The organism is Allorhodopirellula solitaria (genome assembly GCF_007859855.1).
Classification (GTDB): Bacteria; Planctomycetota; Planctomycetia; order Pirellulales; family Pirellulaceae; genus Rhodopirellula; species Rhodopirellula solitaria.
Window position 1 is genome coordinate 61164 of sequence record NZ_SJPK01000011.1, and the last position, 18922, is coordinate 80085.

General features: G+C 59.8%; 14 protein-coding genes. 3 read left to right on the forward strand and 11 right to left on the reverse strand.

Annotated features, from left to right (window positions below; all coding sequences use genetic code 11):
• The first annotated feature begins 26 nt into the window (after positions 1 to 26).
• Positions 27 to 3053, forward strand: a complete 3027-nt coding sequence (locus tag CA85_RS18275) for a PSD1 and planctomycete cytochrome C domain-containing protein (protein WP_186775034.1) — start codon at positions 27 to 29, stop codon at positions 3051 to 3053.
• Positions 3054 to 3083: 30 nt separating this feature from the next.
• Positions 3084 to 4529 (forward strand): DUF1501 domain-containing protein, encoded by a 1446-nt coding sequence (locus tag CA85_RS18280; RefSeq protein WP_146392808.1) that lies wholly within the window; start codon positions 3084 to 3086, stop codon positions 4527 to 4529.
• A gap of 118 nt (positions 4530 to 4647) precedes the next feature.
• Here CA85_RS18280 and pyrC read toward each other — a convergent pair whose 3' ends face one another.
• From pyrC to nadA, 4 genes are read right to left on the reverse strand one after another with little or no spacing between them, the layout of a single operon-like run.
• A complete protein-coding gene (gene pyrC, locus CA85_RS18285) occupies positions 4648 to 5985 on the reverse strand; it encodes a dihydroorotase (RefSeq protein ID WP_146392809.1) in 1338 nt (445 codons plus the stop codon).
• 16 nt (positions 5986 to 6001) lie between these two features.
• On the reverse strand, positions 6002 to 7033 hold the full coding sequence (locus CA85_RS18290; RefSeq protein ID WP_146392810.1) for an aspartate carbamoyltransferase catalytic subunit: 1032 nt from the start codon (positions 7031 to 7033) through the stop codon (positions 6002 to 6004).
• Positions 7034 to 7054: 21 nt separating this feature from the next.
• Positions 7055 to 7465, reverse strand: a complete 411-nt coding sequence (locus tag CA85_RS18295; RefSeq protein WP_246112950.1) for a DUF423 domain-containing protein — start codon at positions 7463 to 7465, stop codon at positions 7055 to 7057.
• A complete protein-coding gene (nadA, locus tag CA85_RS18300) occupies positions 7462 to 8679 on the reverse strand; it encodes a quinolinate synthase NadA (RefSeq protein WP_146392812.1) in 1218 nt (405 codons plus the stop codon). Before nadA ends, CA85_RS18295 begins: the two co-directional genes overlap by 4 nt.
• 263 nt (positions 8680 to 8942) lie before the next feature.
• Between nadA and CA85_RS18305 the strand changes: the two genes are divergently transcribed.
• On the forward strand, positions 8943 to 10406 hold the full coding sequence (locus tag CA85_RS18305) for a DUF1501 domain-containing protein (RefSeq protein WP_186775035.1): 1464 nt from the start codon (positions 8943 to 8945) through the stop codon (positions 10404 to 10406).
• Positions 10407 to 10433: 27 nt separating this feature from the next.
• Here CA85_RS18305 and CA85_RS18310 read toward each other — a convergent pair whose 3' ends face one another.
• From CA85_RS18310 to CA85_RS18340, 7 genes are all read right to left on the reverse strand, one after another.
• Positions 10434 to 10763: a cupin domain-containing protein gene (locus CA85_RS18310; RefSeq protein ID WP_146392813.1), complete on the reverse strand. Its 330-nt coding sequence runs from the start codon at positions 10761 to 10763 to the stop codon at positions 10434 to 10436.
• 221 nt (positions 10764 to 10984) lie between these two features.
• Positions 10985 to 11368 carry a translation initiation factor gene (locus tag CA85_RS18315; protein WP_146392814.1) on the reverse strand — a complete coding sequence of 128 codons (384 nt, stop codon included), beginning with the start codon at positions 11366 to 11368 and terminating at the stop codon, positions 10985 to 10987.
• 4 nt (positions 11369 to 11372) lie between these two features.
• Complete coding sequence (gene topA / locus CA85_RS18320; RefSeq protein ID WP_146392815.1) at positions 11373 to 14102, reverse strand: type I DNA topoisomerase; 2730 nt, start codon at positions 14100 to 14102, stop codon at positions 11373 to 11375.
• A gap of 290 nt (positions 14103 to 14392) precedes the next feature.
• Positions 14393 to 15157, reverse strand: a complete 765-nt coding sequence (locus CA85_RS18325) for an arginyltransferase (RefSeq protein WP_146392816.1) — start codon at positions 15155 to 15157, stop codon at positions 14393 to 14395.
• A gap of 4 nt (positions 15158 to 15161) precedes the next feature.
• Positions 15162 to 16148: an ABC transporter ATP-binding protein gene (locus CA85_RS18330; protein ID WP_146392817.1), complete on the reverse strand. Its 987-nt coding sequence runs from the start codon at positions 16146 to 16148 to the stop codon at positions 15162 to 15164.
• Positions 16145 to 18574 carry a hypothetical protein gene (locus tag CA85_RS18335; RefSeq protein WP_146392818.1) on the reverse strand — a complete coding sequence of 810 codons (2430 nt, stop codon included), beginning with the start codon at positions 18572 to 18574 and terminating at the stop codon, positions 16145 to 16147. Before CA85_RS18335 ends, CA85_RS18330 begins: the two co-directional genes overlap by 4 nt.
• Entirely contained in the window at positions 18574 to 18921 is a 348-nt protein-coding gene (locus CA85_RS18340; RefSeq protein ID WP_246112951.1) for a hypothetical protein, read from the reverse strand. Before CA85_RS18340 ends, CA85_RS18335 begins: the two co-directional genes overlap by 1 nt.
• Position 18922 lies beyond the last annotated feature (1 nt).

Consider the following 18922-nt stretch of genomic DNA (forward strand, 5'->3'; position numbering starts at 1 on the left):
GGTTCGATTTCTCCCACGGGTCATCCATGTTCGCGCTCCTCCCCTACCGGCAAACTCTACCGCCTTGTTCGCAGAATCGCTCCGCAATGGGGCCGCTGCGCCGCTGTGGCTGGCCATTGTACACAATCGTCTACACGAGTCTTCTCGTTGTCTCACTCACACACGGTGCTCAGGGCGGGGGCTCGCCCGTGGCGGCGGAGGATCCACCGACTTTCAATGAGCAGGTGCGTCCGATTCTCTCGAACCACTGTTTTGCCTGCCACGGTCCCGACGAGGACCACCGTGAGGCTGGGCTGCGCTTGGATCTTCCTGACGAGGCTGACTGGGAGGAAGTGGTTTCGCGCATCCGCTCGGACGACGCGGATGTTCGGATGCCACCGCCGCACGCTAATAAACCGCTCGATGCAGAACAAATCAACACGCTCGGGCGATGGGTCGAGGCGGGGGCGAACTATGAGGAGCACTGGGCGTTTGTGGCGCCCGTGGCAGCGGCCGTGCCACAGGGCGTCCACCCGATCGACCATTTCGTCGACCAGCGACTCACTCGCGAGGGCTTGGCTCGCGCCCCTGCCGCCGATCCACTCCTATTGATCCGCCGTCTGTACCTCGATTTGATCGGGCTGCCACCGTCGGTCGCTCAGGCGGATGCGTTTGCTGCCGATCCATCTCCCGAGGCGTACGGGCAGATCGTTGACGAGTTGTTACAGCGAGACGAGTACGGTGAACGCTGGGCCCGGCGGTGGCTTGACCTGGCGCGTTACGCCGACACCAACGGCTATGAGAAGGATCGCGATCGCAGCATGTGGCCCTACCGCGACTGGGTCATCGATGCCATCAACGATGGCATGCCATTCGACCGCTTCACTATCGAACAGCTCGCTGGGGATATGCTCCCCGGGGCCGGGCCGCAGCAACGCGTGGCGACCGGGTTCCATCGCAATACCATGCTCAACGAAGAAGGCGGTATCGACCCGATGGAGTTTCGTTATCACGCGATGACCGATCGCGTCGCGACAACGGGTACGACGTGGCTGGGGCTGACGACTGGCTGTGCCCAGTGCCACACGCACAAGTACGATCCGATCACGCATCGCGATTATTTTGGGATGATGGCCCTACTCAATAACGTCGACGAACCCGACTACTTCATCCGCAGCGAGCAGTCGCTCGAGCATCAAGCCTCTCAATGGGCCAAGGCGGACAAGATTCTTTTGGGACTGGAGTCCCATTGGCCGGAACCCGAGAGCAGCGAAACCGCTGGGGAAAGCTCGAGCGGTCAGGACGCTCCGTCTGAGAACACTTTCGTTGCCGCGTTCTCGGCCTGGTGGTCAGTTACTGCGAAGCAAGACGCGTCCTGGGCCACGATCGAGCCCACGGCGGTGTCTGCGAATGTTCCCTATCTGATGCATGAAGACGACGGGATCATCTTTGCTGGCGGCGATACCTCCAAGCATGACATCTACTCCCTCGCATACCCAGGATCGAAGGCGCCCATTACCGCTATTCGCTTGGAAGCACTTCCCGATCAGCGGTTGCCCAAATCGGGCCCCGGATCGACTTACTACGAAGGGCCCAAGGGCGACTTTTTTCTAAGTGAATTGGAGATCGAAACGGCGGCGGAAGATTCCGGTACCGAGCCACAACGAATCGGAATCGCTGGGGCCAGCCAGAGCTATGCGAAGAACCACTTCGGCAGCAATCCGGCTACCGCCGAGATGGCATGCGACGGTGACCTGCAAACGGGATGGTCGGCGTCGGGGCGCCCTGGGCTGCGGCACATCGCCGTCTTCGTTCTCGAAAAACCCATTCCAGCGGGCACGCCGCTGAACCTGCGAATGCACTTTGGACGCCATTTCGCCAGCTCGTTGGGGAAGTTCCGGGTTAGTGTCACCAACGCCACAGGCGAGAAACCCCGGGCGACCCTGTTGGCGACCGAGCTACTGCAGTCGCTCGATGTTGATGCCGCCAAAGCGAACAGGGAGGTCCGAAAAGCCTTCCTCCTGGGTACCGAAGAGCTGGAGAAAACCGCTCGGCAATGGGTGAGCCTCCGCAGTACACCGCCCGGCACACCCACGCTTGTGATGCGGGAACGACCGCCGGAGCACCCCCGGCCGACGTTCTTGCACCGGCGTGGTGAGTACACGCAGCCGACCGAGCAAGTTTCACCGCGTGTCCCCGATGTGCTGCGCTGGGCGGGCGACGCCTCGCCGACGAACCGGTTGGAATTCGCTCGTTGGATCGTCGCACGTGACAATCCGTTGACCGCCCGCGTCGTCGCCAACCGAGCCTGGGCCGCTTTCTTCGGGAACGGCATAGTGAACACGGTCACGGATTTCGGCATGCAGGGATCGCCCCCCTCTCACCCGCAGCTGCTTGACTATCTCGCGGTCGATTTGATGGACGGTGGTTGGGACGTCAAGCAGCTCCATCGATTGATCGTGACCAGCGCCACCTACCAGCAATCCTCGCGGATCGATCCATCGAATGATGACCCGCGAGCGGGGGTGCTCTTGAGTCGATTTCCACGCAAGCGATTGGACGCCGAGGTCATTCGCGACGTCTCACTTGCCGCTGCGGGGTTGCTCGAATCGAAAATGCATGGACCGCCCGTGCGGCCACCCCAACCCGCCGCCGCGCAAGCGGCGAACTACGCCAAGTCGAATTGGCACGCTAGTGAGGGTGCGGACCGGTACCGCCGGGGAATCTATACCTATCAGCAGCGGACGGCACCTTTTGCTATGTTCGCGACGTTCGATGCGGGATCAGGTGAGTCCTGTCTCGCCCGCCGCGACGTCTCCAACACGCCATTGCAGTCGCTGACATTGATGAATGATCCGATGTTCATCGAGATCGCAGAGCATTTCGGTAGCGAGATGGCGGATGCTGCGGGCGACGATCGCGATCGAATCAGGCTCGGATTTCGCCGCTTGCTCACTCGTTGTCCAAGCCCGAGCGAAATCGAGATGCTCACAGCGTTTCACCAACAGCACCATGACTGGGCGGCCACGGCCCGAGTGCTGTTATGCCTCGACGAGTCGATCACTAAGAACTGAGTTGTCCACGCGATGCACCTGAGAAGAAACATGCACGAACCCACCTCCCGTTCGCCCAATCTCTCCCGTCGTTATTTCTTGAATGAGTGCCGCGTGGGGCTTGGCAAGATGGCAGCAGCGGGACTGCTCAGTGGCGCAGTGCCTGGGACAAACGTCGCCGCTCAGGACCTCGCTTCCAATCCACTAGCACCGAAAACGCCGCATTTCCGTGGGTCGGCCAAGGCGGTCATTCATCTCTTCATGGCGGGGGCCCCGAGCCAGATCGAGTTGTTCGATCCTAAGCCAACGCTCACTGAGTTCGAGGGCAAGCCGTTGCCGCCGTCCGTGATCGGCGACCAACGTTACGCGTTCATCCAACCGGATGCTGCCGTGTTGGGGCCCCAGTTCGAGTTTGAACAATACGGAGATTGTGGTGCGGTGCTCGGTTCGCCCATGGCGCCACTCGGTGCAGTCGCTGACGACATCTGTTTCATCAAGTCCGTCTCAACGGACCAGTTCAATCATGCTCCAGCCCAACTGCTGTTTCATTCTGGGTTCTCACAGCCCGGACGCCCCTGCCTCGGCTCCTGGGCGCTTTACGGGCTCGGCGCCGAAACTCAGAACCTGCCTGCGTTCGTCGTCATGAGCACAGGTGCCGGGCTCAGCGGCGGCACGTCGTTGTGGTCGAGTGGGTTCATGCCGAGTCTCTACAGCGGCGTCCCCTTTCGCAGTGGTAGCGAGCCGATTCTTAATGTCAACACGCCGTCGCGATTCAGTGAGGACGTGCAGCGTGACAGTTTCGAATTGATCAACCGGCTCAATGCCGAGCGACTCGCTCAGGTCCACGATCCGGAAATCGCGACTCGGATCGCTGCTTTCGAAATGGCGGCCCGGATGCAGACCTCGGCACCGGAGTTGATGGATTTCAGCAACGAGACGCAGGAGACGCTGGACCTCTATGGCTGCGATCCCAAGCAGGATTCGTTTGCTCGGGCCTGCCTGCTCGCCCGCCGCATGGTGCAGCGAGGCGTTCGATTCATCAACATTTATCATTCGGGGTGGGACGCCCATAGTGACGTCAAAGGCAACTCGATTAAAAATTGCCAGACCACGGCGACCGCCACAGCGGCTCTGGTCGCCGACCTCAAACGAACGGGACTTCTCGATGAAACGCTCGTGATCTGGGGTGGCGAATTCGGGCGGACGCCGATGGTCGAGACGAATCCCGCGTTGGGACGCAAGGCGGGCCGCGATCATCACCCGCAAGCGTTCACCATGTGGATGGCGGGCGGAGGCATCCGGCCCGGGATCAGCCACGGTGCGACCGACGAGTTCGGATTTCACATCACCGAGAACCCCGTCCACGTGCATGACATCCAAGCCACCGTGTTGCACGCACTCGGTTTCGATCACGAGCGTCTCACCTATCACCATGCCGGTCGCGATTTCCGTTTGACCGATGTGCATGGCAAAGTCGTTGAGGAATTGCTAGCGTGACATCTCTTTCAAAAACGTTTCCATCGGCCGTGGCGGCTGGTAGAAACGTCGCTTAGCAAGCAGACAAAGAGACGCGTTTTGTGTCGCTCTTCGCCCCCACGGAGGCCTGGCGTGTCATTCAGCCAGCGACGATGGTGCCGGAGTCTTCGACCGACACGAACAGCAGTCGGCCGCCGACGATCGTGTGGGTGACACGACCGAATAATTCGCGGTCTTCCATCGGGCTGCTCTGGCAGCGTGACAAGAATTGGCTAGCGTTGACCGTCCAGGGAGTTTCGGGATCAATAACCGCGACGTCGGCGGAAGCCCCGATACCGAGCGTCCCGGCATCGAGTTTGGCAATTTTGGCAGGGTTGGTGGAGAGACACTCGATCGCCCGTGACCAGCTCAAGATATCGGTGCGAATCATATCGGTGATCGTGGCGGCAAGCGTCGTTTCGAGCGTGGCGGCGCCGAAGGGTGCCAGTTCGAGGTCGTTGCCCTTCTTTTCACGCGCTCGCGGCATGTGACCGGACTGGATTGCGTCGATGGTGCCGTCGGCGACGGCTTGCTGCAGCGACTCGACATGCGCGGGGCTGCGCATCGGCGGATGGACTTTGAATTGGGAGTCGAAAGTGCGCAGCAGCGCGTCGCTGCCGTGCAAATTTTGCGGGCAGACCGAGGCGGAGATCGGTATCCCGCGACTCTTGACGCGTCCGATCATGTCGATCGCTCCCATCGTGCTGACAGGCCCAACGTGCAGCCGCCCCTTGGTGGCCTCGGCCAATCGCACATCTCGGGCTACGGCGAGGTCCTCCGCTTCGGTTGGCAGTCCTTTCAACCCAAGAACCAGTGCGACGCGGCCGTCGTGCATCACGCCGCCTTCGGCAAGCCCGGGAACCTCAGGTCGATCGAAGATCGGCAGATCAAACATCCGGCAGTAATCGAGGGCCCGTTTGAGCAGGGCGTCGTTGGGCATCGCTTGCGGGGAATCGCTGAAGCCGATCGCGCCGGCTTCGGCGAGAATCGCCAGCTCGGCCATCTGTTCGGCTTTGCGTCCCTTGCTCAAGCACCCGATTGGGAAGACACGCACACCGCCGACGCGCTGCGAGATTTGGATCACCAATTCGACGGCGGCGGCGGAATCGATGACAGGGTTGGTGTTGCTGCAACAGAGCACCGAGGTGTAACCGCCAGCGAGAGCTGAGTCGCTGCCGGTTTGAATCGTTTCGTCTTCTTCGCGGCCGGGTTGCCGCAATTCGGCACCGAGATCTACCAATCCTGGCGCCACGATGCGGTCCTGCGCGTCGATCCAGTAGGCGTCATCTGGGCAATCGTCGTCGCTCGGGTCGAGGGCGGCGACCCGCCCCTCGTTGATCAGCAAGCGGCCAATGCGGTCGACCCCGTGCGCGGGGTCAATGATCCGGCCACCATCGATCACAATCGGTTGGTGCGGCGATGGCGTGGGAAAGGACATAGCGATCGATTTTCCTTCAACTGCGCGAGTTGGATTCCGAGGAGGCATTCTCACAGGCGCCCGACAACAGCCACAAGGCAGCCATGCGGACTGCGATGCCATTGGTGACTTGTTCGAGGATCACCGAATGAGGGCCATCGGCAACCTCGGGGGTGATCTCCACGCCCCGGTTAATCGGCCCGGGAGCCATGATCAAAATATCAGACTTCGCTCGCTGCATTCGAGCGCCGTTCATTGCGTACAACGCTGCGTATTCACGGACACTGGGGAATGGCCGTGTGTGTTGGCGTTCGAACTGAATTCGCAGGAGATTTAGCACGTCGCAGCGATCCACAATGTCGTCGAGTCGGTGCGCCACTTCGAATCCAATCTCTTCCCAACGCGGGCTGACGAGCGTCGGTGGACCACAAATAATCACGTTGGCGCCCAACGATTTCAGCCCCCAGATATTGCTGCGGGCCGTCCGGCTGTGAGCGATATCGCCCACCATCGCCACGGTCTTGCCCGCTAGCAGTTGGCTCGGGTTGATCGACGCCTGCGTCCAATCGCCGGGCCCGCGATGCTGCAGGATCGTGAGAATATCAAGCAAGCCTTGGGTGGGGTGCTCGTGTGGGCCATCGCCCGCATTGAGCACACTGCAACCGATCTCACGAGCGAGCAGATGTGGTGTGCCAGGCGTTTGGTGGCGGGTCACGACCCAATCCACCCCCATCGCCTCGATCGTTTTCGCTGTGTCGACAAACGTTTCGCCTTTGGCCACGCTGCTGCCGGCGCTACTGAATTCAACCGTGTCCGCACCGAGCCGTTTGGCCGCCAAGGAGAAACTGTTTCGAGTCCGCGTGCTGTTCTCAAAAAAGAGATTGGCGCAGGTCTTCCCCGACAGCAGGGACAATTTTCGGCGGCATCCATCGGTGAGCCGCTTCAGCCGCTCCGCTGTGCTGAGTATCGCAAACAACTCATCTGCCTGCAGTCGCTCCAAGTCCAATAGATGACGATGACGCCAATTCGAGGGGAAGGGGAGCGGCGAAGTTTCAGTCATCGTGTCCATGCCCAGGATTGTAAACGTCGATTACTCTTTGCGGGAGGAGGGTTGCAGGAACGCGAGCAAGATCCAAGCCACGATCCAGCAGGTACCGCCGATGGGGGTGATCGCACCGAGCCACGGCGTGTTGGTTAGCACGAGTACGTACAGGCTGCCCGAAAACAGAACGATGCCCGCGAGAAAAAGCCAGAAGCTCCATCGCAACGCGGCACTCGCTCGGACGGGCAATGCAACTAGCGCGAGCAGCACAACCGCGTGGGCGAGATGGTAGCGAGCGCCGGTATCGAATTGGGCCAATCGCCGTGGCAAGGTCTCCGCATCGACGCCTATCTCGACGAGCCGGTCGGGTAGCAGGTGAGCGCCGAAAGCACCGATCAGGACGGCCAAAGCGCCCGCGATGGCAGCGATGACGAGGCGGTGACGGGAGATGTCGTTCACTTGACTGCCAACATCCGTTCCAGGGCGATCAAACTCCATTTCGATGTTTCGTCATCGACGCGAATTTGATTGACGTAGTTTCCGTCGCGTAAATTCTCGAGCGTCCAGCAAAGGTGGGGAAGATCAATGCGGTACATCGTGGCACACATGCAGACAACGGGGCTGAGGAAGTGGATCTCCTGTTCGGGATGCTCGGCCTTGAGCCGGTTGACGAGGTGCAGTTCTGTCCCGATCGCCCACTTGGTCCCCGGAGCGGCCTGTTTGACGGAGTCGATGATCTTTCCCGTGCTGCCACTGATGTCTGCGATGTCGTTGACGTCTCGCGGGCATTCCGGGTGCACCAAAATCTGGATTCCCGGGTGATCGGCGCGGAATTTCGCGACGTGTTCGGGACGGAACATCTGGTGGACACTGCAGTGCCCTTTCCACAAAATCACGCGGCTGTTTTCAACTTGCTCATCCGTGTTCCCACCGAGTTCGAGCGCGTAGGGATCCCAAACGGGCATCTGGTCCTCGGAGATGTCCATGGTCAGGGCCGTGTTGCGACCGAGATGCTGATCGGGGAAGAACAGCACACGCTGGCCGCGTTGGAACGCCCATTTCAGCACCGCCTGGGCGTTGCTGCTGGTACAAACGATCCCGCCATGGCGACCGCAGAACGCTTTCAAGCTCGCAGCACTATTGATGTAGGTCACCGGGATGACCTGTTCGGTATCGATCACTTCTCCCATGTCGGCCCAGGCCGCTTCGACCTGGCGGATGCCCGCCATATCCGCCATCGAACAGCCGGCGGCCATGTCGGGCAGGAGGACATCGACGCGCTGCCCGTCGCGGGTTGCCAAGCGTTCGGGAGTGTTGGCTAAAATATCCGCCGTTTCCGCCATGAAATGCACGCCGCAGAAAACAATCGTGCGGCATTCCCCACTCGAGGCCGCCATCTGCGAGAGCTGGTAGCTGTCGCCGCGAAGGTCCGTGTGAGCGATCACATCGTCTTGCTGGTAGTGATGTCCCAGGATCAGCAAACGTTTTCCGAACTCTTGACGTACAGCTTCAATCCGCTCGCGCAACTCCGGTTCGCCCAGCGTTTTGTAGTTCGCCAGTGGAATCATCGCGTCGGTTTCACACGCGGGCCCCTCTGCAGGACCGTCTGCAGGGTTGCTCGTCGTTGTGGGCAACGAATTGCGAGGTGGGGTGGTGGGAACGGATTCAGCCATGAATTTTGCTCTGGATTGCCGCAGCGGAAGTGGGGAGGCGGTGAATGCTCATCATTCTACCCGTCTCCGGCAGATGCACAAACGGCTTCTGGCAAACGGGGGCTCCACCGCGCCCCGCTCGACCGCCCAAAAGCATGTTGTGCAATGGGGCGGTATGGTTAGAATCGGTTTCACTAGTCACCTACCACCGGGGCTACCTCCGCACTTGCCCTCCCCGCCGATTTCCCTCCCTCGCCCTCTCCTTCCTGCCCCTGATTTCTCGCATGTCTTCATCACGCTCTCATTTCTGTGGCCGAACCCGTCGCGAATTCATCTGGGAATCCGGTGCCGGATTCGGCGCCGCTGCCCTGAGCAGTATGTTTGCCAACGACGGATTCTTCCCATCCGCCAGTGCGGCATCGCTCGAAAACGACCCGATGGCGGGACCGATGGCGGTCAAACCACCGCATTTTGCCCCCAAAGCCAAATCGGTAATCTTTCTGTTTATGTATGGCGGGCCAAGTCATATCGACACGTTCGATTACAAACCCGCGATGAAGGGGATGGATGGCAAGACCGTCGATGTCAAAACATTTGGTCGCGGTGGCCACAAAGCGGGCGGGCGAATTGTCGAGCCACGTTGGGATTTCAAGCAGTATGGCGAATGCGGCAAGCACGTCAGTTCTCTGTTTCCCAATGTCGCTAAGCACGTCGATGACATTGCGTTCTTGCATTCGATGACCGCGGACTCGCCCATTCATGGGTCCGCCATGCTGATGATGAACAGTGGCAAGCTGCTATCGGGAAACCCTGCGATGGGATCGTGGGTGACCTACGGATTGGGCAGCGAAAACCAGAACATGCCTGGATTTGTCGTCATGCTCGACCCCAGTGGCGGGCCGATCAGTGGTGCCAAGAACTGGAGCAGCGGGTACATGCCAGCGACCTATCAGGGCACCGTGTTCCGCACCAAAGGGGCTCCGATTCTTGATCTAGCGCCCCCAAAAGATCTACCGCTGGGGGTCCAACGCCAACTGATCGATTCGGTGCAGACCGCCAACCGTCGACACTTGGTCGGTCACGGCCACGAAGAAGCCTTGGCGTCGCGTATCAGCAGCTACGAACTCGCCTACAACATGCAGACGGCAGCCCCTGAGGCCGTGGATCTGTCCGACGAGACCGCCGAGACGCTGGACCTGTATGGGGTAGAGAACCCGCAAACGGCCGATTTCGGCCGCCGCTGTTTGCTCGCCCGCAGGCTCGTTCAACGCGGTGTCCGTTTCATCCAACTCTACAGTGGTGGAGCCCATAACGATGCCAACTGGGATGCGCACGGTAACCTGGAAACCAACCACAATTTGCACGCAGGAGAGACTGACCAACCCGTCGCGGCCCTGCTAAGCGATCTCAAGCGAACTGGGCTCCTCGACGAAACTCTCGTCGTTTGGGGAGGTGAGTTCGGCCGCCAACCAACCGCTGAGTATGCCGAAGGTAGTGGCCGGGACCACAACTCGTACGGATTCACCATGTGGATGGCGGGCGGCGGGGTCAAGGGCGGCATCAGCCACGGAACCACCGATGAACTCGGGGCCGTCGCGGTGGAGGATCCTCTGCACGTGAGGAACCTGCACGCGACCATCCTGCATCAAATGGGTCTCGACCCCAATCACCTGTCGTACTTCTACAGCGGCCTGGACCAAAAGCTCGTTGGCGTTGAGCACGTCGAACCGATCCACGCGATCATCTGAGCACGCGCGCACACGACCGGAATCGTCTCATTCGTCTTTGTGTTGAAACCGGCCCGGTGGGCTGGTTGCTTCGATCGCTACGATCGTTTCGATAATGCGGTAATGATGTTTCGCCCCGGCGGGGACTAACCACGAATCGCCCGGATTGAGCGTCGCACACTGGCCGTTGATCTCAATCTCCATCTGGCCACTGATCAGATAACCGACCGTTTCGTAGTCTCGGCAGGATGATTGGCAGGCATTGCCAGGCTCTTCGTCCCAACGCCTCAGGTCCACGTTCTTACCCGTCACGAGGTAGCCCTGCCCCATGTCACCGATGCTAGCATCGCCTGCGTTGATTACCTGCGGAATATCCATGTCATGAATCTCTAAATGGGAACGCGAAAGTGGCTATTCGAGCGCGGTGGCAGTGCTTCCAAATGGAGCATTTGCTGCCACTCTGCGGTGTGACAGGCACAGAAATCATGCCACCGAAATCGATAAACGCGCCTTTCACACAGCTGTAGATATTATAGCAAACCCCATTCCGGCTGGCTCGACCGACAGCGACAGGAGACTGGCTATCGTTTTGGCGCCGATTACCCAGAGACGCGGTAGCCGATCTTGGCCAGGCAATCACGGGCAGCCGCGGTGTGGTCGCCCTGGAGTTCGATCAGGTCGTCCTTGGGTTTGACAGTGCCCCCGGTCCCGCAGGCAGCCTGCAACTGCGAGAGCAATGCCGGCAGGTCGTTGCCGGCCGTGGTCAGACCCGTGATGACGGTTGCTGTCCGGCCCCCTTTGCGTTTCTCCGTGCGCAAGGTTGCGGTTTGTTTTTCCGGTGCAATGCGTTCCGAAGCAATCCGGCGACGCGTTTCGGCCGCCTCTTTTTCCGCAGGGGTACATGCACACTGCTCCTCGGGTTGCTCACAGAGGTCGCAGGTCGGCGGGATGTCGAAGGGGGTGCCAGCAAAAAGTCGGGACATGAAATTACTCCTTCTTGATGATCCCTTTTTTCTTCGCCGCTTTCTTTGCGGTTTTCTTCTTGGCTGCCTTCTTCTTAGCTGTCTTCTTTTTGGCAGCCTTTTTCTTCACTGCCTTCTTTTTCTTCTTCTTTTTCGACGGGCCCTTCGCGGCGCGTTCGGCGAGCAGATCGAGTGCCGTCTCGAAAGTGACTTCCTTGGCATCGGTCCCTCGGGGGATCGATGCGTTGGTTTCACCATCGGTGGCGTAGGGGCCAAATCGACCCTCGAGAATCTTGACTTCTTGCTCGGTGACGGGGCTGTTCTTTTCGAACTTGACGATCGGCTCCTTGGGCGCGGCGCGGCCCCGCTTCTTGGGCTCCTTGAGCAGTTTGATCGCTTCGTCGAAGGTGACTTCGAGTGGCGAGACGCCTGCTGGCAAAGACCGTGTCTCCTTTTCGCATTTGACGTAGGGTCCGTAACGCCCGTCGTGCGCCATCACGGGCTCGTTGTTCTCAGGATTGTTGCCGAGGTTCCGAGGCAGGGTCAGCAGTTGGCAGGCAATTTCAAAGTTCACATCCTCGGGGTTGATACTCCGAGGGATCGACTGGTTGCGTTTCTCTTCGTCGTCCTTCTCCCCGAGCTGGATGTACTGACCAAATCGGCCGGCTTTGATATAGACGTTCTTGCCGGTTTCCGGATGAACGCCGAGCGGCTCGTCTTCACGCGCCGCCGCGTCGAACAATTCCATTGCCTTTTCGAGGGACATCTCATCGGGTGGCGTGCCTTCGAGAATCGGAGCCTTCCGCTCGCCTTGCTCGAGGAACGGGCCGTACTTGCCGACGCGGACGAAGACCTCCTCCCGGTTTTCCCCCTGTTCAGGCGTACCGAGAGAAAACATTGCCGAGACCCGAGGGTCGATCTCTTCGATTTTTTCGGCAAGTCGTTTCTTCAATCCCACAGCGGCTTTGTGGTCAGCAGGAAACTCGATGTCCTCATCATCGCCGAAGTAGAAGCCTTTCAGGTACGCCAACGACTCAGCTTCCTGGCGGCTGATCGTGTCGAGGAAGTCTTCCATTTGGGCGGTGAAGTCGTAGTCGACTAAGGGCTCGAAATGAGTCTCCATCAAGCGAATCACACTGAACGCAGTCCAGCTCGGCACCAACGCGCTGCCTTTTTTATAGACGTAATCGCGTTTTTGGATGGTGTCGATGATCGATGCGTAGGTACTTGGCCGGCCGATCCCCTTCTCTTCGAGCGTGCGGGTCAGTGAGGCTTCGCTGAACCGAGCCGGCGGCTGAGTGGTGTGACTCTTGGGGTCCATCTCGGCGACGCCGAGCGGATCGTTTTCGGAAACCGAGGGAAGCAGCCGCTCTTTGTCGGCCAGCTCGGCTTCGGGATCGTCACTGCCCTCGACATAGGCTCGCAAGAACCCCTCGAACAGGATGCTGGTCCCCGACGCGGTAAAGGTGCATTCGCCACCACTCACCGTGACGCTGATACGTTGCTTTTTGGCATCAGCCATCTGGCAGGCAACGGTTCGTTTCCAGATCAGCTCGAACAACCGAAACTGGTCACTATCGAGTTCGCCCTGGACGGCCGAGGGCACACGAAACGGCGTACCTGCCGGCCGGATCGCCTCGTGGGCCTCCTGTGCATTTTTGACTTTGCCTTGATACGTCCGCACGCTCTCGTGCAGGAACTTGTCACCGTACTCGCTGCGTACCAGGTCGCGAGCGGCATTGACCGCTTCGGTCGACAGGGTTGTCGAGTCGGTCCGCATGTACGTGATGTAGCCATTCTCATAGAGTCGCTGGGCCGCCTGCATGCAGCGACGTGCGGTCATGCCGAGTTTGCGGTTGGCTTCCTGTTGCAGCGTGCTCGTCGTGAAGGGGGCTTTGGGGCGTTCGACAAAGGGCTTGACCTCCACCTTGGTGACCTGAAACTCACCGCTTCGCAGCCGCTCGGCCAGCTCCTTGGATTCGGCCTCATCCATCTGCAGAAGCTGCGTGTTGATCAATTTTCCCGTGTCGGGATCAAAGTCCTTGCCCGATGGGATTTTTCGCCCCGATACGGTACTGAGCGTGGCCGGCAATGAATCGCCGTTGGCGGTCGTGAAAATCGCTTCGAGGTCCCAGTACGTCGCGTTATGAAAAGCGATCCGCTCGCGTTCACGCTGCACGATCAGCCGCACCGCGACGCTCTGCACGCGGCCTGCCGAGAGCCCGCGGCCAACTTTCCGCCACAGCAGTTGCGAGACGTCATAGCCGTAGAGCCGGTCAAGAATTCGGCGAGTTTCTTGAGCGCGAACCAAGCCATCGTCAATCTCACGGGGCGTGTCGAGCGCGTGCTGGATCGCATCCTTGGTGATTTCGTGGAAGACGAGCCGGTGGACTGGCACGGTCGGCTTGAGTAGCTCGAAGAGGTGCCAACTGATCGCTTCTCCCTCACGATCCTCGTCCGTCGCGAGATAGAGGCTGTCGGCATCTTTGAGTGCGTCTTTGAGCTTGTCGACCTGCTTCTTTTTGTCAGCGGGGACGATGTAAACAGGCTCAAAATCCTTCTCGACGTTCACGCCGAGATAGGCCCACGGCTCTTTTTTGTATTTTTTGGGGATGTCCTTCGTGCCCCCCGGCAAATCGCGGACGTGTCCCACGCTGGCTTCGACCTGGTATCCACTGCCGAGAAACTTCGAGATGGTGCGGGCTTTGGCGGGTGATTCGACGATCACCAAACTTTTGCTGGTCGGTTTAGCCATGAACGGGCGGGGCGTAAGAGTGAGGAAAACAGCGTTGAATCTCGGACGCGAATGTTGGCGTTGTGACGGAATCGGCGCCAGCCGTCAACATGAGCTAACGTAGCTGACGTCGCCAGAGAGTCGGTTTTTACTAAAATCGCTATGTTATCAGGGTATCGCACCTTACTCTGGAGTGAAGGCCGAGCGTCCGCGAACAACCGTAGCTGACGCTGCGCTGAACTACGGCTATTTTCTATCGTCCCTGTCGCGATACTTGTGGGCAACCAACAGGCAAGGCCCGCACATTCCAGTCACGAGGCGGGAGGCTGGCCATCAGGGATTTGCTGCCACTGGCCATCGATGAGCCGTTGCTGGGGAACAAATCGTGCTTTGTAGTTCAGGTGCGCATTGCTGCTGACGTACAAACCGAGGTACACCCACTTTCTCTCGTGTTCGAGCGCCCACTCGATCTGTTTCAACACGCCGAGGGTGCCGGGGCTGTACCGCGCCGCGGCTGGATCGAAGTGAGTGTACACCGCGCTCACGCTCGTCCGCCCCACATCCATGATCGAGATGCCGATTAACTGATCCCGCCTGCGCATCTCCAGTTCCAACGTGGGCCAGCAGGAGTCGGTCAAGAATGCGCGATAGTCTGCGGCATCGATCGGCGGGTTTTTGCCTAGATCGCGGCCGAGGCGATGGGCGTTGTAGAGTCGGACACGCTGCTCATCGACCCGCGGTGTTTGCCAGGTCAACGTGAGCTCCTTTTCGGCCCGGCGGAGCACCCGTTTCAACGAACCGCTCATGCGAAACGTGCCGGCATTGACCCGGGTCGGCTCGCATGCATGACAGGGGGCGCAGCGGGTGAAATACAGCATCGCTCCGCTGCGGCGAAAACCACCCTCGAGCAACCGGTCGACATCGTCACCGTCGAGGGGCGTGGTGGGATAGAGCAGCGGCATTCGCGCCGTCATTGAGTCGATATAGGGACACGGCGTGGGCGCGTCTTGAACTTCGATCAACCGGTCGCGTACCGGGAGAGCTTGGAACGGGAACTCGTCGGCAGGACGTGACATCGCGTTATTGCACCAATCCCTCAGTGACTTGCAGGAAGACGTCCTCGAGACTCTTTCGGTGCGAGGCCACTTCTGCGACGGCGAAGCCACGTTCGACCAGCCACACGACCAATTCGGATTGGTCGCGCACGTCGCCGGCGAACCCAAACCGCAGCAATTCACCATCAACGATCGGCTCGCCGAGCAAATGCGAGGGCGCGGCGCCGGTATCGGATTCCTGCTGCGCCGCGACGAGTTGGGCGGCCGCGTCGGCTGCTCGGTCGAGAATTCGTACGGTCAGTTCTCGCGTCTGGTTTCGCTGCTGTTGAATTTCATCGACGCTGCCGGTGGCCAGTAGCTGGCCCTGCTCGATAATCCCGACGGCGTCGCACATCTCAGCGAGTTCAGTCAAGATATGGCTGCTGATCAGAATTGTTTTCCCCCGATCGGCCAATTCACGGATCATCTTGCGGAGCTGAATGCGAGCGCGGGGATCGAGGCCTGCGGCGGGCTCATCGAGGATCATCACCGCCGGGTCATGCACCAGTGCTCGGCCCAGGCACAAACGCTGCTTCATGCCTTTGGACAACCCACGGATCGGCTTGTCTTTCATCCCGATGGTGCCGGTAAACTCCAATACCCATCTCAGCCGCCTCGTTCGCTCGCGACCAATCAAGCCATAGGCTCGCGCGAAGAAATCGAGATACTCCTCGCAGTTGACGTCGCGATAGGTACCGAACGAATCAGGCATGAATCCCAGCCGGCGGCGCACCAATTCAGGGTCATTGATCACCGAGAAGCCATCGACAAACGCATCGCCGTAACTGGGGAGGTCGAGCGTGGCTAAGATTCGCATCGACGTCGTCTTGCCCGCGCCGTTGGGGCCGATGTATCCGAACACGTGGCCGCGGGCCACGCTGAAGGAAATGTCGTGAACCGCTTTCGTCTTGCCGAAATAACGATAGACGCGGCGCAGTTCGATGCAATCGCTACCGCTGGTATGCACGTTCATGGCAACGTTCCAAACACATAATGGATGCTGGCGGTGGGCTGAGCGTCCGGGATCGCGACCGCGTCGGCCGTGAGATCGGTGAGTCCGAGAAAGCTATTCGCGGGGAGATCTGATTGTAGCTGCATCCGCTGTTGCAGCTCGAATTCAAAGGCTCCTTCGGTTGGCTTGACCGTGCTTTGGAGCGTCGATAGTTGCCGAGCGAGCAAATCGGTCGTGTTATTTCGGCGATTCACGTTCCGCTGGCCAGTGCCCTGGTTCTGGCCAATGATACTACTGACCAGCCACTGGCGTTTGTACATCTCGCCCATGCGAGTCGAAGCGTCCTCGCGGCTGATCCGCGTCGCCGTGGCGGACTGCCCGGCAGCAAGCTCGTCTACGAAGAAATAGCGTTTTTGGGCGTCGCAGATGATCAGTTCCTGCAAGGGCGACGACAGCTCGCTCGAGACCCGGATCGACTTCGGTCCTATGATCGGCGCCCCATCCTCGAGCTGGGCATCCGAGTTAGACGAGGCGTCGTTGCCCGCAATCGCGTCGATACGGATCCGCCCCCATTGGTGACTCGGTCGATGAACGACGAATTGTTTCTGCTGGCGGCTGGGGAGAAACTCGCGGCTCAGGCGGAGGGCTTCGGCGGTCGCCGTGACCAGACCCCGCGATTCAAAGCGATCATCAAGGCGCGCTTCCCAGCCTCGATTTTGGTTATCGGGATATAGGGTCACCTCCGCATCGGGTGCGAAGGTCAATCCTTCGGCAGGGCGAATGCCCGCGAAATAGGTGCTCCGGGTTCGCGTGAACGCATCGCCCGTCGCGCCGTCGACCCAGGTGATCTGACGGCTCCGCACCCTCGTTCCAAAACCGTCCGAGATGACGCCATAGCCGAGCATGGCTCCCGTCGTGGCCAGTGCGAGTACAGGAGCGATGGCAAACATCAGATAGCTGCGTCCGGCTTTGGCGGTTTTTCGATATGCCACCGGGCCCACCAGGATCACGAACAGGCCGAGTAACCCCATGAACGTGTAAACCGGTGGCTGGGCCACGCCAGGGATCACCCACTGAAAAAAACGTTGGCTGCCGAGGATCGGTTCAACACCGCTGCGGGTCAGCCGATGTCGGTGCCAGCTCATCAGATCGATCACCGCGGCCCACTGCAGGATCTGCACAGGCTCCTCATCGGGTTGATCACCGAGATAAATCACGCTCCCTGCCATGGCTTCTTTTTGCCGCACGCCTGAGGCCGAAGTCGCTAGAGTTATCGGATAGTCTTGGATCGATTGCCGGATCATTTTTGCCGCTTTCGGAAACCAATCCTGCCAGGCTTGGATGTTTTCGGCGCTAAAGTCAAAGAAGCGGTTTTGGCTAGCGAAAGTCTGTTCGTTCATCGTGGCGTAGGCATCGAGCTTGCCCGTGTCCACCTGCTGAATCATCTCGCGGAGGGAATCCACTGCGGGGCGCGTCCCAGTGTTCGCTATTGCCTTCCCCGTCGCTGTACTTCCTGTTGCTGCAGTGTCGAAACTGGGCGACGCGTCTCGGACGATGAGCACGCCGCCAGCATGAACCCAGTCTCGAATTGCAATCGCTGAGGGCGAATCGGACGAAGCCAACCTTTCCCAGTCTGTGCGATGAACCATGACGGCATCAAAACCACGCAGCGCCCGCCAATCCAACGGCATCTGGTCTATCGACCGATTGACCACGGATGGTCCCGAGTTTTCGTTGATCCCTGTTTGGACCATCTCTTCCCACTGTTGCGGCGTCGCGGCGACTTGAAAAGGTTGAGGGTTATTAAAAAGAGACAACAGCTGCATCGATTTCAAACGAATCGATTCATCTGCGTCCGATTCGACCCACAATACTTTCCACGCATTCTGTTGGGACTCATTGTAGTAGATCGCGTACTCAGGGTCAGCGATTGGTTGTCCGATGGTGGCTTCACCACCAGGAACCTGGCGGCCGTCTTGGCGCAACTCCACACGGTAGAGATTGCCGAATGAGCTCTTCGGGACGTGCCGCGCAAATTGGATTCGGTCGGTGCCCTCAGGGATGGTCAACGGCAAGGAAACGCGGGCACTCGATTGAGGTGGTGAATGGCCTGCCGCGATCGGCCTCAACCGCAGTTCCAGAACCTGCTCCGCAGTGGTGGGGCCGCCGGTGGTCGCGAACTCCACCTCCACCCGCATGGTGTCGGCGGTGGCATGAGAGGAAGTCCGTACGCGTAAGGTCCAACCGAGCGAGTTGCGCGAGCCCATCGGAAGCCGAACGGTCTGCCCGATCGTGTCGTCGAGGAAACGAGGAACCTCGCTCGCTGGGTCGTCCTGACTCCAGGCGGCAACGGGCGTGCTTGCGTGCGCGATCACCGCCAACATCAACAGGCCGGTCGTTCCGAGCGGGGATGTGATTGCTCGACGGTGTGCGCCAGATGGAGGCATCACAGTTCCTGCTCGCGTGGTTTGAGGAGTTGAGGTGGCAGTTGATCTTTGGCGAAGGGGTTCCCTTCCCGCGTATTGTCGAACCTGCCAATCGCGAGCCGCGCCGTTAGCCATGCCAGTAAAAAGGCGCCCGCAGCAAGCAAAAAGAAGAGGCCCAGCAGAGCGATTGCTACCGTGACGGCTTTGGCAAACGTCGCCCCATCGCCCGCGGCCCGGGCAATCGCTGCGATCACGGCTGCTACAACCGTCCCGATCATCAGAGTGCGAAATGATATTCGCGGCAGCACCCGGCTGCGCACGACCGGCTCCATCGACGAGGGGGCCGATGAGGGCGAAGGAGTGGTCATG